The organism is Virgibacillus xinjiangensis (assembly GCF_042643145.1).
Classification (GTDB): Bacteria; Bacillota; Bacilli; order Bacillales; family Amphibacillaceae; genus Virgibacillus_O; species Virgibacillus_O xinjiangensis.
In genome coordinates, this window is record NZ_JBHRSA010000057.1 from 43,066 (window position 1) to 57,236 (window position 14,171).

The window sequence follows — 14,171 nt, forward strand, 5'->3', positions numbered from 1 at the left end:
TCTCCTTTAACTTAGCTTTTTCTATGTGGATCAGATTTACACAAAATGGATATTGCATAAGTTCATCGACCAGAGAAAGATGGAGATAATACCTTCTAGGAGGTGTATGTATGACGCAGCCTTACCGCTGTCCCAATTGCAAGACAAATAGCACACGATTTAACATTATAGAGCAGAAGGCCACCCCCGTAAAGCTCGATCCGATGACAGGAGAAACCATCATCGCCTACACCAATGAATCTCCTGAAGTCTTTCACACTCTATACACCGGTCCCGTCCACAAGATACAATGTGGTGCCTGTGGTCTGATTGAAGATGAACAGAGCTTTATAAAATTTGCAGAATACCAACAGCGTCAAGATTGATCCGTCTGCAGATGGTTCGCCTCAGCGGGCGCCCTCTGTTACAATTGGCATATCATGAATAGGAGGGATCTGTATGCGGCTAGTGGATTCAAAAGTCATTGCCCTTATAGAAGATGACTTCGAAGACTTGGAGCACTGGTACCCTGTCCTCCGTCTGCAGGAGGAGGGTGCGACGGTGGACATAACCGGAAAAGAAGCCGAAAAAGTCTACACAGGTAAATATGGAGTACCTGCGACATCTTCTGTCGCTCTGAAAGATATAAAAGCAGATGACTATGATGCTATCCTTGTACCAGGTGGCTGGGCGCCGGACAAGTTGCGACGCTATCCAGAGGTCATTGACCTGGTAAAGGATATGGATAAAGCACGCAAGCCCATTGGACAGATCTGCCATGCCGGTTGGGTACTCATCTCAGCAGACATCTTAAATGGGAGAAACGTGACAAGCACCCCTGGAATCAAGGATGATATGAAGAATGCTGGTGCTGACTGGCATGACGAGCCAGTAATCATCGATGGCCATATTGTGTCGAGCCGCCGACCGCCGGATTTGCCATCCTATATGAAGGCGTTCATAGACAAACTGGCAGGTCAATAGGAGACTCCCCCTTCATCAAGGGGGTTTTTTTCCGTTCCACAGAAGCAAGCTTTACATACGGGAACCGACTTCATATAATAGTGGTAATTATCGTAAAATTCGGGAGGGGATAGGATGAGTCGGGTGGAAGAAGGTACGTTATTATGGGAACCAGATGCGTCCCGAAAGAAGAAAGCTAATCTTACTGATTATAGAAACTGGCTGAAGGAACATAAAAACTTGAGATTTGAGGACTATGCTTCCCTCTGGGACTGGTCTGTCCATGAGTTGGAAGCGTTTTGGGAGACACAATGGGAATATTTTGACATACAATCAAAGAAACCTTACCATACCATCTTATCTCCCCGTAAGATGCCTGGAACCAAATGGTTCCAAGGAGCTGAGATCAACTATACTGAACATATATTCAGAGGACGGAAGGAAAATAAGACAGCCATCATACATGCTTCTGAATTGAGGGATAAAACGGAAGTATCTTGGGCAAAGCTCTATCGAGATACCGCCTCTTTACAGCAGGCACTAAAGGATTACGGCATTCAAAAAGGAGACCGCGTAGCGGCATATCTGCCGAATATATATGAAACCATTGTGGCTTTTCTGGCAACAGCAAGCCTTGGAGCCATCTGGTCCAGTGCATCTCCTGACTTCGGTACACAAAGTGTCATCGACCGATTCAAGCAAATTGAACCAAAGCTTATGTTCACTATAGATGGATACAGATATGGAGGGAAGGATTTCGATCGCATGGAGGTTGCAGAGGAAATCCAGAAAGAATTACCGACACTGGAAAAAACGATTGGTGTTCCCTATCTGAACAGCAACACAGATTTCAGCAACCTAATAGATGCAGCAACATGGGAAGAAGCTGTGGACAGAAGTGGAAACGGTGAACTCCACTACGAGCATGTTTCCTTCAATGACCCTCTGTGGGTACTATATTCTTCTGGAACAACGGGTAAACCCAAGCCTATTGTACACAGCCAGGGCGGAATACTTCTGGAGCATTTGAAGGCACTCACCTTTCACCAGGACCTCGGAGAAGAAGACCGTTTTTTCTGGTACACTACCACCGGATGGATGATGTGGAATTTCCTGGTAAGCGGGCTTCTCACAGGCAGTTCGGTTATCCTATACGATGGCAGTCCTGCCTACCCTGATAAACAGATGCTTTGGAAGTTCGCAGAAGAAACACAAATGACCGTTTTCGGTACCAGTGCAAGTTATATTACAGGATGCATGAAAGATGAATTGGAGCCAGGGAACACCTATGATTTGTTCCACCTGAAGAGCATCGGCTCCACTGGTTCCCCATTGCCGCCGGAAGGCTTCCAGTGGTGCTACGAAAACGTGAAAGAAGATCTTTGGATTGCTTCGGTAAGCGGCGGGACTGATGTCTGCACAGCTTTCATACTGGGAGCCCCTACGCTTCCCGTCTATGCTGGAGAACTGCAATGCAGGGGGTTGGGCGCAAAACTGGAGAGCTACAGTGAACAGGGGACACCCAGGATCGAGGAAGTGGGAGAACTGGTGTTGACAGAACCCTTCCCTTCCATGCCGATCTATTTCTGGAATGACCCTGACGGCACTCGTCTGTACCATAGCTATTTTGATGTTTTCCCTGGCATCTGGTGCCATGGTGATTATCTGAAGATTACCGAACGCGGCACCGGGGTTATATATGGACGGTCTGATGCCACGATCAACCGCGGCGGCATACGTATCGGCTCCAGTGAAATCTACCGGGCAGTAGATCAAGTGAATGAAGTGGAGGACAGCTTGATTGTAGATATCCCAGATGGAGAAGGCAGTTCCTCTACCCCGCTCTTTATTGTGATGAAGGACGGAGCAACACTGACAGATGAAATCAGAAAGAAAATAGTACAGCATATCAGACAGCAATGCTCCCCACGCCATGCACCCACGGAAATCCATGAAGTGGACGATATTCCGAAGACACTGAATGGCAAGAAACTGGAAATACCGGTCAAGAAGATATTGATGGGGCAGCCATCAGAAAAAGTGGTCAATTTAGGTTCATTGCGCAACAAAGAATCATTGCAATACTTTATCGAGTTTGCAAAGAAGATGAAGAAAAAATAATACAGGAAAAGACAGCCCTCGCGCGAAGGCTGTCTTTTTTCATTCTTACTGGCCATCCAAGAAGTACAGACACACTGGGCAACTCCTTGTCAGATTTCCGGTACAGCGGTTTGTTTATGTTGTGTTCCTAAGCTGAACAGTATATAGGCCACTAGGGAAAATACAACAGGCAAGACTACGGAATGAAGCCCCAACGGCTGCGGAAAAAAGCTGTCTGACAATATGTACAGCCCTACCCCGGTAACCATGGAAGCGATCGCCCCATATTTGTTTCCCCTCTTCCAATAGAGACCCAATATGATTGGCCAAATAAACGCTGCTTCCAATCCGCCGAAAGCGAACAAGTTGAGCCAGATGATCAAATCTGGGGGATCCAACGATAGCAGGAACACCCCAATTCCTAGGATAGCGGTCACCCCCATGCTCAACTTCATCACTTTCTGCTGGGATGCCTTTGGTTCTATGTAATTCAAATAGACGTCCTTCACAATGGTCGAGCTGACAAGCAACAGCAGGGAGTCCACCGTTGACATGATGGCAGCCATCGGAGCGGCGAGCACCAAGCCCGCTACCCATGCCGGCAGTACCTCCAAAGCGATCAGCGGCATTACTTGGTCGGCAATCTCAATACCAGGTAAAATCGGCCGGGCAAATACACCAATCAAATGCATGTTCAGCATAATGAACCCGACGACGATGGTCCCTATAATCAGTGCCCGGTGCATCGACTTTGAATTCTTATAGGACATAGCGCGTACGGTAACTTGAGGAAGTGCGACGACTCCGACCCCGACAAGAATCCAGAAAGAGGATACAAATGTTGGGGTCAATGTCCCTTCCGCTCCATAAGGTGTAACCAGATTGATATTTTCATTGGCTAGATCCTCCATAATGGCCGTAATTCCTCCCCCTGCAAAAATAGTTGCTATTAGGAGGATCAACGTACCGACGAACATCACACTTCCCTGGATGGCGTCCGTCAATGCCACTGCCCGGAAACCGCCAATAACAACATAAACCAGGACAGATAAAGCAAAGATGAACAATGCCGTGGTATATGGCAAGCCTGTCAATGACTCAATCAGGCGGGCTCCACCGATCCATTGTGCTGCCATGGCAGAGAATAGGAAAATAATGATGCTTAAAGCGGAAAACAGCACCACCCATTTTGACTGATAGCGTTCCTTCAGGAAATCTACCATTGTTACTGCTTTATATTTCCTGGTAACGATGGCAAATTTTTTTCCCAAAACCGTTAGGACAAAATAGCCGGTCACCACCTGAGTCATCGCCAATAGGACCCAGCCCAACCCTTCTGTATATGCAGTACCAGGACCACCTATGAAACTGCTTGCACTACCGTATGTAGCAGTCATGGTCATTGCTAAGATAAATCCGCCCATACTCCGGTCCCCCAGAAAGTAGGACTCCAGGAATGTCTCAGACGATTTCACACTCCTACTCGACCAAATGCCGACTGCGAACATTAAAACTAAGAATACAATTAACGGAATCAATGCCTGCCAGTTCATGTCTCTTCTCCCTCATCATCCAATGAAACTTCGACAAAAAACTTTTTGACGATCACCGTCACCAGAACCGCCATGACAATAAACCCCAGCACACAACTGTAAAAGAACCAAGCGGGAAACCCAAAAACATAGGAATAATCTTCCGGGTCCTTGCTGCCAAGCCCATAGGCAAACCCATACCACCAGATAAAATTGAAAATAACCAAGGCCACTCCGATAAGAGCTTCCCTATTGGCTACCTTAAACCGCTCATCCTTCCCTTCCGACTTGCTGGACACTTTTCATCCCCCATTTCTAAAAAGTTATACTATTCTTTCGAATATAACCTATCAAGTTTTATCTGTAAATATCCTGTACTTATGCCATAAGTATATCTAATATCCTTGCATGTTTGCACGTTTTCCTTCTTTCAGTGGGTATGATAGTGTAGTTATGTCGTAAATTCATTCAATTGTCAGCCATCTTATTCATGCTGAACCTCCCGGTCTCTGTAAAAGATATAGATTTTTTGTAAAAAACCCTTGAAAAATAGTTGGTAACCCTTTATAATTTATATTTGTGATAGCCAATATGGGGCATTAGCTCAGCTGGGAGAGCGCTTCGCTGGCAGCGAAGAGGTCAGCGGTTCGAGCCCGCTATGCTCCATCAAAAAAAGAGAAGCTTCCTTATATGATAAGGAAGCTTCTCTTTTTTTAGATTCTTTTCTTACACCTATCCAACTTATCCTTTTGTAAATGGGAAGATTCTACTGACAAACGCTCACTTCTTTGTTATGATAAAACAGAAAACTCAATAAACGTAAAACTACTAGGGGTGCCGAAACACAGGCTGAGAGGAAAGATGAATTTTCCGACCCTTATGGACCTGATCTGGATCATACCAGCGGAGGGAAGTAGTCAGACAAAATGTCATCTATTTTCAGCTTGTTCAAGCCAGGTCCTATATGGGATCTGGCTTTTTTGGTGCCCCAAAAGGGGAGAAAGATGTGAACCGTACACATTTACTTACAGTAATGGCTGTTTTCATTGCAATTGGGACAATAACTTCCCAGTTGCTCTGGTTTCCTGCCGGCATAGCAAAAGCTTATCCAGTACAGCATGCGATCAATGTTATGGCCGCTGTGATCCTCGGCCCGGGGCCGGCAATAGTCATCGCTTTTATGATCAGCCTTTTAAGGAATATGCTGGGGCTTGGTACACTACTTGCCTTTCCTGGAGCGATGGTGGGCGCATTCTTGGCAGGAATTCTATACCGCTGGTTGGGTCGGAAAATTTGGGCTGCTGCAGGAGAAGCAGTTGGCAGCGGCATTGTCGGGGCTTTATTTGCCGTTCCCTTTGCCAATATCTTGATGGGCAGCTCTGCCGGTGCCCTGGCGTTTATCCCGCCATTTGTCGTTAGCAGCAGTACTGGAGCAATCATCGGATGGTTTATCGTTACGAAGCTATCCACCAATAATGCCTTAGAGCTTACAGGGAGGAACTCATAATGAAACATATACCATGCGCCTTAACGATTGCCGGCACGGACCCCAGTGGTGGAGCGGGAATCCAGGCTGACTTAAAAACTTTCCAGGAATTAAAAAGCTACGGCATGTCTGTCATCACTTCGGTAGTTGCACAAAACACGACAGGAGTGCAGGCTGTCCAAGACATACCACCAGACATGATTGCCAGTCAGCTTGAATCTGTTCTATCAGATATGCCGGTAGATGCCTATAAAACCGGCATGATCAGCAATATTCCCATGATGGAAGTGATTGAACAGAAGATGGCCGCGCTCCGCATCCCTTATGTTATGGATCCAGTGATGGTTGCGACCAGCGGGGATGCACTTATAGAAAGGGAGGCCAGAGCTTTTCTTCGTAAACATCTTGTTCCATTGACGTCACTGATTACACCGAATATACCAGAGGCTGAATTTCTCATAGACAAAGGGATTGATAGCACACAGGATATGAAGTCGGCAGCTAAGGAACTTGTCCATACGTATGGAGCCGGAGCCGCTCTAATTAAAGGAGGGCATATCGAAGGAGATGCCACAGACTTCTTGTATGATGGCCACGATATGTATGCTTTTTCGGCCGAAAGAATTCACACAACCAGCACACATGGAACAGGGTGCACCTATTCAGCAGCAATCACTGCATCTCTCAGTCAAGGAATTCCTTTGGTAGAGTCTGTAAAGATTGCGAAAAAGTTTATAACAGCTGCCATCCAACATGCATCCGGACTTGGGGAGGGAAATGGGCCGACAAACCATTGGGCTCTCAGAGAAGAGGGAGTGAAACAATGAAAGAAGCTATTATTACAGAAGTCAGAAAGCAGCAACCGTTGATTCACCATTTAACCAACCAGGTGGTCATGAATTTCTCAGCAAATGGCTTGCTCTCTTTTGGGGCTTCCCCCGTAATGGCCAAAGCTGAGGAAGAGGCTGCAGAAATGGCTGCCCATGCCGACGGGCTGCTTATAAATATAGGAACCCTTACAGCATCCGACTTAAAAGCGATGATCTTTGCAGGGAGGACCGCCAACCAGAAAGGCATCCCGGTAGTCCTGGATCCTGTCGGGGTTGCGGCTACCTCCTTCCGGCGCAATGCTGTTGAACAGTTACTAGCTGAAGTGCAGCCGACGGCCATTAAAGGAAATGCCGGAGAAATGGCCCATTTGGTGGGACTTCCTTGGGAAACAAAAGGTGTCGACTCTATAGGAGGTGATGCAGAGCATATCGCCGCCCAAGTCGCAAGAACTTATGAAACGACTGCGATTGTTACCGGTGCAAAGGATATTATTTGTACTGGCAACAGAAATTCCGAAAATAATACGGGACATCCCCTTCTCGCAAAAATAACCGGAGCTGGCTGTTTACTGGGATCCATTTTGACGGCTTGCTTAACAACCAGCCATCCAATCCAACAACAGGCACTTGCCGCTACGGAATTCTATGGCACAGCAGCCGAATATGCAGCAGAAATTTCAGGAACGGATAGACCTGGCACTTTTATGCCTCTATTCATAGATGCACTCCACAAGCATCCAGCTGACTTTCATATAAGGAGGAACACAAATGAGTGAACCAATCCGGCACGCACTCAGAAAATACTTGATTATGGGCAGCCAAGACTGTCAGCGCCCTCCAGATGAGATCTTGCGTGATGCAATTGCGGCAGGTATAACCGCCTTTCAGTTCCGTGAAAAAGGGGCTGGCTCCCTAAAAGGAGATAAAAAAAGGATTCTAGGTCTGGAACTGAGAGATATTTGTCGAACCCATCACATTCCTTTCATCATAAATGATGACCTCTCCCTGGCTGAAGAATTGGACGCGGATGGCATTCATGTCGGGCAAGATGACAAATCGGCAGAAGAGGTTAGGAGAATGTTTCCAAACAAAATTCTCGGTCTTTCCGTATCCAATGACACAGAGTTAGCAGGCAGCCCTCTCTCTGTTGTTGACTATGTGGGTGCAGGTCCTGTTTTCTCTACCCGTACGAAAGCAGATGCAAAGAACCCTGTAGGGATCGAGTGGATCAAAACTCTACGAACTAAGCATCCTGCATTACCCATTGTAGGGATTGGAGGAATTACTGCAGAGAACGCACATACAGTCATCCATGCAGGAGCAGATGGAATTTCCGTGATCTCTGCAATCACTCAGGCAGCCGATATCCAGTCCGTTGTAGAGAAATTATAAATAGATAGGCTAAAGATCCCACATCGGCCCATTTTGATGATTTCGCTCCCAACCTGGAGCATCCTCCCATATAGTATAAAGAGAACATTTTAGGGGAGGACCTTTTATGAATCATCGTCCATGGCCGCCCTCAGATGAGGAGAGGCAATTCAATTTACCGCAGTTTATCTGGAACCAGTTATTCGGGCAGGGAGGGGCAGGTTTCGGTCCCCCTGGGCCAGGAGGGTTTCCAGGTGGGCCAGGAGGGCAGCCTGCTAGTGCTCCAAGCACTCCGCCACCGCCTTTCACTCCAGAACAGCCTCAATTCCAGCTGTATGCAGTCGACCCTGGGGGAATTCGAGGGTGCCTGTACCGCTTTACCTATATATGGTTAAGGACAGACTCTTTTTGGTTTTATCCCACCTTTGTCGGACGAAACTCCATCGCTGGTTACCGATGGCAGGGGCGCCGATGGGTATACTTCGGAATCGACCTCGACCGAATCGAATCCTTCCAGTGTTATTAACTGACATGAAACGAGCGGAACAATCAAAAGCCCTGGCTGCATAAGAGCAGCCAGGGCTTTTCAAGTTCTTATTTATCCATTTTCTTATGAATTTCCCTCTGCCAGATCAAACCTTGTTCCAGTGCCATCCTTTTCGCAATCCGAGGGGCCGTCCATAAAGGCGGCAACAACAGCAAGGAAACTGGTACAGCCGTTATAACGATTGAATTCTGGATAGAAGCAATGCTGTCTTCTCCTATGGTCAATATAACCATCGTAGTTGCCCCGAAAATCAATGCCCAGAAGACACGAAGCCAGCGTTTCGGATGGTCATTCCCAGTCAGGGTCGCTGCTACCGTATAGGACATAGTGTCCGTAGTAGTTGCCACAAATATGATGGAAACCAAAAGAAAGCCTAGTCCCATAACAGTGCCCATCGGCAGTTGATCCGTAATGGCCATTACTGCAGCAGGCATACCGCCCTCATTCAATGCATTGGACACTGAACCGGGGTTCTGCATCTCAAAATGCACGCCGGTCCCGCCTACAACGGAGAACCAAAAGTTATTGACAATAGGCGCCACGATGGACACAGCAATTATCAGTTCCCGGATGGTCCGGCCGCGGGAAATCCGGCTGATAAAAACGATCAGCATCGGAGCATAGCCGATAAACCAACCCCAGAAAAAGATCGTCCAAAATGACAGCCATCCTTCATCTCCTCGATACATGCTCATCGTGAAGAAGTTCTGGATATGAAACCCGGTGCCGCCAACAAAAGCATCAATAATAAACATGGTAGGGCCAATAATCAGTACGACTACTGCCAAAAAGATGGTGAAGCCGACATTATAGCGGCTCAGCGTTAAGATCCCTCGGTCTACACCCGTCGCTGCGGACACAGCCGCTATAAGGACAAGGGCGAAGACAACCAGGATACTTACCGTCAAGGTATTCGGCACACCGAACATATGGTTCAGACCATAGGATATCTGCAGACCCAGGAATCCGAGTGGTCCAAGCGTGCCCGCAACCGTAGCTATAATCGAAAATATATCTGCTGCGGAGCCCAAAGCGTTCTTATGGTAGATCTTCTCCCCGAAAAGAGGGAATAAAAGACCTCTGGGCTTAAGGGGATAACCTTTACTGTAATGCACATACATCATGACGATTACAGCAAGAGTCCCTAAGATAGCCCACGCCGTGAATCCCCAGTGCAAAAAAGCTTGTGCAAAGGCTGCTTGAGGGTTGTTGAATTCTCCCCCTCCAAACAACGGGGGTGTATCCATGTAGTGATACATCGGCTCGGAAGCAGCCCAGAATACGCCTCCACTCGCCAAAAGGGTTACAAGGATCATAGCAACCCAACGGAAGTAATTATACTTTGGTTCTGTTTGATTACCGAGACGGACCTTTCCATATTTAGAGACAGCCAGCCCCAGTCCAACTAAGAAATTACCAAGCAGCAAGAGCTGCCAATATGCTCCGAACAAGTCAGACGAATAGGCAAACAATGTGTTGACCGTTTCTCCTACCCTTTCATTGCTGATCAGGGAAAGGACAATAAATATAATTAAAAAACTGCCGCTTATAATGAATACTGGCCAATCCAATCGATTCTTCTTCTTTTTACTTTCTGATTCCACACTTTTCCTCCTAAGTTGATTCACAAGCAAGTGTCTAAAACTATACTGCCATGTCATAAAGACCGTTGAATGGAGAGCAGGTGGCCTGAATGAACACCGGCATAGGCACCATGTACAGACTCCATCAACTTGCCCTGATTCTATATTAGTTTACTATTATAGGCAGGTTTTATGTAATAGTCAACAAAGGTGGGGTTCCTCACTTCTGCACAGAAATATGCATATGGCTATCCAACGCCTGCTTCAAGGAACTGTAGGTTTGGATGGTGGAAAAGTCCACACCCAGACTCACCATCGTTTGGGATACTTCCGGTCGAATGCCGGCAATTATGGTTTCTACCCCAATCAACTCCAGTGATTGGATAATCTTATATATATTATACGCAACCATGGTGTCCACCAGTTTCACACCCGAGAGATCGATGAATAGATGGCTCAGATCCTTCTTGCTAGCCTCATCGAGTGCTGTTTTCATCAGAAGTTCTGCCCGGTTTTCATTAATGCCCCCAATGATCGGGAGTACTGCAACTTCGTTGAAAATAGTGATCACCGGCGCAGATAGACGCAAAAATTCGTCTTCTGCCTGTTTCATGCGTTCGTCGTATGAATCGATATATGCTTTTGTAAATGAAGAAATGACTTGGTCAAAAAGAGCATCAAAGATATCTGCCGTTTCCAAGGCGACGACAGCGGAAGCTTTCAATTCCAGCATGATCTCTTTCAGCTGCTGCCAGGTCTCTCTTCTGGCTGCTGCCAGTTGCTTAATGGAGTCATCAAGATGTTTTTCATTACGCAATGCCAATTCCCCGGTATTTTTTCCATAAAGAAGGGAGCGTTCATTGGACGATACATCTTTTCCTTGCAAAGCATCAGCCAAAATATCCAGGAACTTCCCAGCATCTCCCATTATTTCAGGCTCAACCGACAGCCTTTCCAACAGTTCATTTCGAACAGCTTCTAATTGCTTTCCGATTTGTTCCATCTCTTCATTTATCATCTGCTTCCCTCCGCCAATCTGTCTTGCCCAATTCAATCAATAACCCTTTTGCTTTGATTCATCTGCTCCATGACCGATGGGTTCGTATGACCCTAATCTTTCAGGATATTATCTACGGTAGCTTCCACCTCGCCACGGGACATCTTTTCTCTGCCTTTCTCCATCGCCCGCAACGTCTTTTTGGCCAGTTCCAATGGAATCCTGCAGAATACCAGGATATTCCGGGCACGGATCTCCTTTATATACAGATCTGCTTGTCTAAGGTTTTCGTTCGCATAGGAAAATAAGTCGTCACGGCTCCAGCCTTTTGGCACAAACCTGACACCGCGCTCGGCATCTTCTTCCTGATTCCTTAAAATATTGACTGCCTGCAAGCCTCTTCCATACCCTATTGCCAGTTGCCGGTCTGTTTTTGTACCATCATGCCATTCCCAAATATCAGATAGCATGACACCAACCAAGCCAGCAACATAATAGGTGTAATCATCTAAATCCTCTTTTGTTTCCACCTGCCACTCTTTTTCGGCCCAGTCTGCCATACCTTCAGCCATAATGCCGGTCGATTCCTTCACTTTATGAACAATTCCCTCCGGGCAGAAATCAATCCAATCCTCAAGTCTCAGCGTAACCTCAGGAAGGATTGCTCTGTATGGATGGATGAGTTCCTGGTAAACTGTGTCGTCGAACCGATCTTTTTTAAGCAGACGGCTGACGGTTCTGAGCAAATGCTGTTTCACCTCGGAACTCAGCTGTTCATGGTCCTCTATTTCATCAATCGCACGCATACATAAATAAGCAGACCCGACTGTCCGCTTCAGTGTCGGCTGCAACAGTTTAATAGGAATATAAAATGTTCTGCTGGTCTCTTTAAGAACCCGCATGGCTTCTTTTTGTAATTGAGCTTCCTTCATCGTTGTTTGCTCCTCCTATCACTTCTGCTATTTTCAAGTATAGCAAATTTACCCAATGATATCTTCTTATTCGTTTCCTCAACTGCTGCTCCCAGGAGGACCCACCTTCCCGTCCTGGAAGGCCTTCGTTGCTAAAAGGGACGTGATGAACAATAACTCGAATGCATTCGTTGCCGCCCCACTCTCCAATGGCAGACGGATTGCACTTCCTGCAGACATAGCAGCTGTACCAAGGAACAACCATGGCCACCCAGCTCTTATATGCCCAGGAGAAACCAGCTCTTTCGAGTGTTTTCCATCCATAGAGAACAAGTGTCGGAGTAAGTAAAGCATGGATCCAGTATCTTGCATAACTTAGATTCTCCAACAAGGTGCCTTCCTCAAGGACTCTCCCCAGGGCCAGAATCGAATTGTCATAAACCAATCCGATCATCACTAGAAACAAAGCATGTTGCGGGTTCCACCAACTATCTGGGCGCGCAGATACCGTTCCCCAAACCAGCAGGCCGAGATAAGCAATAGAGTAAAATAGATAGAACAAATGGTCCATTATATTCACCTCTGTAAAGTCATCTACTGCCCTTTTACCCTTTATTCTTTGTCTGTAATACGCTGCATCACTTCTTCTAAATCATCGGGTTTATGAAACTCGATAGGAGAGAACCCTTTATCAAAACTGATTGTCTCTGCCTCAATCACTAGAATATACTTGCCATTCACTTTCGCCAGGTGGAGTGTTTCGCCGAAATCCGCCAACATCCCCTTTATGTCTATATGGTCCAGCTTCATTTTCAGTTCCGCTTCCGGTGCATGCTCCACAATTTGTGCTGATGCTTCTACCACCTGTTCAGTTGTTAGACGTTCCTGCAAATCACGGGCCGGGGTAACGGCCCATTCCTCTACCGCCTCTTCAAATTGCGTCCGTTCTTCGCTTTCTTCTGGATAGGTTTCATTTATATGCTCCTGTACCATGCCGACCACCTGGGTTTTGACTATTTCAGGCATCGACTTTTCATAAGCTACAAAGTTTAAAAAGTCCTCAAAATAGCGTGCATGGGAAGCTTGATGGACCTTCACTTCGGCTTGGTCCATCATTCCCTCCTCAGGCATGAAGGGATACTGAATGGACTTCATGTTCTTGGTAGTAATAGCCATTTCCACGTTCCGAATCAATGAATGTTCGTCGGTGATGGTCGCCACTTTTGGTTCAAAATCACATTTGAGAATAAATAGAAACGGGTCATCGAAGAACTTCGTAAGTTTAGCGGAAACAACGAGTAGAGCTCCTCCACGAATTGCGCTTGTATCTATATACATTTGTGCTATTTCATCTGCTGATTCCCTGAAATCACTCACCGTTTCAGCAAATCTCGTCCGATGAAACAGATTATAGTTGGGATTGGAAGACAGTTCATGGCCTGGTTCTACGATAAACCGTCCGATCTTGGTTGATGCACCTTCTGATTTGGCATGGCGGTCGACTTTGCGAGTAGCGATCTTTGCCAGCTCTCCATCCAGAAAGTCTTTTAATTGGTTCTCTTCATACTCGGCTTCTTCCAACGTCTTGAAATGACGGTATCTTTTGTCTTCACCATCTACTTCAATTAAATAGAAAGATAAGCAGTTTATCTTGAATTCCATACGTCTCCCGCCTTTTCACTAATATGCCAAGCAAGTATAATGAAGCATGGGTTGCAAGTCAATGCAGCTTGCATGTAACCGCGTTTATAAATGTAAGCGTTTGATGTCAATAGTTTAAAAATTCTCTATTGCTATACTTCCCTATTCGTGTTTAAATGTATTAAATATACAAATAATTAATCTATATAATAAAGGATAAGATGAGGTGAT

General features: G+C 46.3%; 14 protein-coding genes, 1 tRNA gene and 1 riboswitch. Of the genes, 8 read left to right on the forward strand and 7 right to left on the reverse strand.

Features of this window, described 5'->3' with window-relative positions:
* The first annotated feature begins 110 nt into the window (after positions 1–110).
* From ACFOGI_RS15700 to ACFOGI_RS15710, 3 genes are all read left to right on the forward strand, one after another.
* The gene (locus ACFOGI_RS15700; RefSeq protein ID WP_390274625.1) at positions 111–365 is read left to right on the forward strand and encodes a DNA alkylation repair protein; all 255 of its coding nucleotides are present in this window, start codon (positions 111–113) and stop codon (positions 363–365) included.
* A 73-nt stretch (positions 366–438) separates the two neighbouring features.
* Entirely contained in the window at positions 439–963 is a 525-nt protein-coding gene (locus ACFOGI_RS15705) for a type 1 glutamine amidotransferase domain-containing protein (protein ID WP_390274627.1), read from the forward strand.
* A gap of 114 nt (positions 964–1,077) precedes the next feature.
* Positions 1,078–3,063: an acetoacetate--CoA ligase gene (locus tag ACFOGI_RS15710; protein WP_390274630.1), complete on the forward strand. Its 1,986-nt coding sequence runs from the start codon at positions 1,078–1,080 to the stop codon at positions 3,061–3,063.
* A gap of 89 nt (positions 3,064–3,152) precedes the next feature.
* Here the strand turns inward: ACFOGI_RS15710 and panF are convergent, their stop codons facing one another.
* Both panF and ACFOGI_RS15720 read right to left on the reverse strand, forming a co-directional pair.
* On the reverse strand, positions 3,153–4,595 hold the full coding sequence (gene panF / locus ACFOGI_RS15715) for a sodium/pantothenate symporter (protein WP_390274634.1): 1,443 nt from the start codon (positions 4,593–4,595) through the stop codon (positions 3,153–3,155).
* Complete coding sequence (locus ACFOGI_RS15720) at positions 4,592–4,873, reverse strand: YhdT family protein (protein ID WP_390274637.1); 282 nt, start codon at positions 4,871–4,873, stop codon at positions 4,592–4,594. The genes panF and ACFOGI_RS15720 overlap by 4 nt, the downstream gene beginning before the upstream one ends.
* Before the next feature lie 294 nt (positions 4,874–5,167).
* On the opposite strand from ACFOGI_RS15720, the gene ACFOGI_RS15725 reads away from it, so the two are divergent.
* From ACFOGI_RS15725 to thiE, 5 genes are all read left to right on the forward strand, one after another.
* Positions 5,168–5,240: transfer RNA gene (locus ACFOGI_RS15725), tRNA-Ala, on the forward strand.
* A gap of 154 nt (positions 5,241–5,394) precedes the next feature.
* Positions 5,395–5,503: riboswitch (TPP riboswitch) on the forward strand.
* A 77-nt stretch (positions 5,504–5,580) separates the two neighbouring features.
* Positions 5,581–6,081, forward strand: coding sequence for an energy coupling factor transporter S component ThiW (gene thiW, locus ACFOGI_RS15730; RefSeq protein ID WP_390274641.1), 501 nt, complete (start codon positions 5,581–5,583; stop codon positions 6,079–6,081).
* Positions 6,081–6,887, forward strand: a complete 807-nt coding sequence (thiD, locus tag ACFOGI_RS15735) for a bifunctional hydroxymethylpyrimidine kinase/phosphomethylpyrimidine kinase (RefSeq protein ID WP_390274644.1) — start codon at positions 6,081–6,083, stop codon at positions 6,885–6,887. Before thiW ends, thiD begins: the two co-directional genes overlap by 1 nt.
* On the forward strand, positions 6,884–7,666 hold the full coding sequence (gene thiM, locus ACFOGI_RS15740) for a hydroxyethylthiazole kinase (RefSeq protein ID WP_390274647.1): 783 nt from the start codon (positions 6,884–6,886) through the stop codon (positions 7,664–7,666). The genes thiD and thiM overlap by 4 nt, the downstream gene beginning before the upstream one ends.
* Positions 7,659–8,282: a thiamine phosphate synthase gene (thiE, locus tag ACFOGI_RS15745; RefSeq protein ID WP_390274649.1), complete on the forward strand. Its 624-nt coding sequence runs from the start codon at positions 7,659–7,661 to the stop codon at positions 8,280–8,282. The genes thiM and thiE overlap by 8 nt, the downstream gene beginning before the upstream one ends.
* A gap of 573 nt (positions 8,283–8,855) precedes the next feature.
* On the opposite strand, the gene ACFOGI_RS15750 is transcribed toward thiE, so the two are convergent.
* From ACFOGI_RS15750 to ACFOGI_RS15770, 5 genes are all read right to left on the reverse strand, one after another.
* Positions 8,856–10,412, reverse strand: a complete 1,557-nt coding sequence (locus ACFOGI_RS15750; RefSeq protein ID WP_390274651.1) for a BCCT family transporter — start codon at positions 10,410–10,412, stop codon at positions 8,856–8,858.
* A 199-nt stretch (positions 10,413–10,611) separates the two neighbouring features.
* Entirely contained in the window at positions 10,612–11,409 is a 798-nt protein-coding gene (locus tag ACFOGI_RS15755) for an STAS domain-containing protein (protein WP_390274653.1), read from the reverse strand.
* Positions 11,410–11,501: 92 nt separating this feature from the next.
* Entirely contained in the window at positions 11,502–12,320 is an 819-nt protein-coding gene (locus ACFOGI_RS15760; protein WP_390274656.1) for a squalene/phytoene synthase family protein, read from the reverse strand.
* The gene (locus ACFOGI_RS15765) at positions 12,277–12,870 is read right to left on the reverse strand and encodes a hypothetical protein (protein WP_390274658.1); all 594 of its coding nucleotides are present in this window, start codon (positions 12,868–12,870) and stop codon (positions 12,277–12,279) included. Before ACFOGI_RS15765 ends, ACFOGI_RS15760 begins: the two co-directional genes overlap by 44 nt.
* Positions 12,871–12,911: 41 nt before the next feature.
* Positions 12,912–13,961: a DUF3900 domain-containing protein gene (locus tag ACFOGI_RS15770; RefSeq protein WP_390274660.1), complete on the reverse strand. Its 1,050-nt coding sequence runs from the start codon at positions 13,959–13,961 to the stop codon at positions 12,912–12,914.
* Positions 13,962–14,171 lie beyond the last annotated feature (210 nt).

Bases quoted from the DNA above. Each gene is read 5' to 3' on its own strand.
- ACFOGI_RS15700 (WP_390274625.1), top strand. From the start codon at position 111: ATGACGCAGCCTTACCGCTGTCCCAATTGCAAGACAAATAGCACACGA.
- ACFOGI_RS15705 (WP_390274627.1), top strand. From the start codon at position 439: ATGCGGCTAGTGGATTCAAAAGTCATTGCCCTTATAGAAGATGACTTC.
- ACFOGI_RS15710 (WP_390274630.1), top strand. From the start codon at position 1,078: ATGAGTCGGGTGGAAGAAGGTACGTTATTATGGGAACCAGATGCGTCC.
- panF (WP_390274634.1), bottom strand. From the start codon at position 4,595: ATGAACTGGCAGGCATTGATTCCGTTAATTGTATTCTTAGTTTTAATG.
- thiD (WP_390274644.1), top strand. From the start codon at position 6,081: ATGAAACATATACCATGCGCCTTAACGATTGCCGGCACGGACCCCAGT.
- thiM (WP_390274647.1), top strand. From the start codon at position 6,884: ATGAAAGAAGCTATTATTACAGAAGTCAGAAAGCAGCAACCGTTGATT.
- thiE (WP_390274649.1), top strand. From the start codon at position 7,659: ATGAGTGAACCAATCCGGCACGCACTCAGAAAATACTTGATTATGGGC.
- ACFOGI_RS15755 (WP_390274653.1), bottom strand. From the start codon at position 11,409: ATGATAAATGAAGAGATGGAACAAATCGGAAAGCAATTAGAAGCTGTT.
- ACFOGI_RS15760 (WP_390274656.1), bottom strand. From the start codon at position 12,320: ATGAAGGAAGCTCAATTACAAAAAGAAGCCATGCGGGTTCTTAAAGAG.
- ACFOGI_RS15765 (WP_390274658.1), bottom strand. From the start codon at position 12,870: ATGGACCATTTGTTCTATCTATTTTACTCTATTGCTTATCTCGGCCTG.
- ACFOGI_RS15770 (WP_390274660.1), bottom strand. From the start codon at position 13,961: ATGGAATTCAAGATAAACTGCTTATCTTTCTATTTAATTGAAGTAGAT.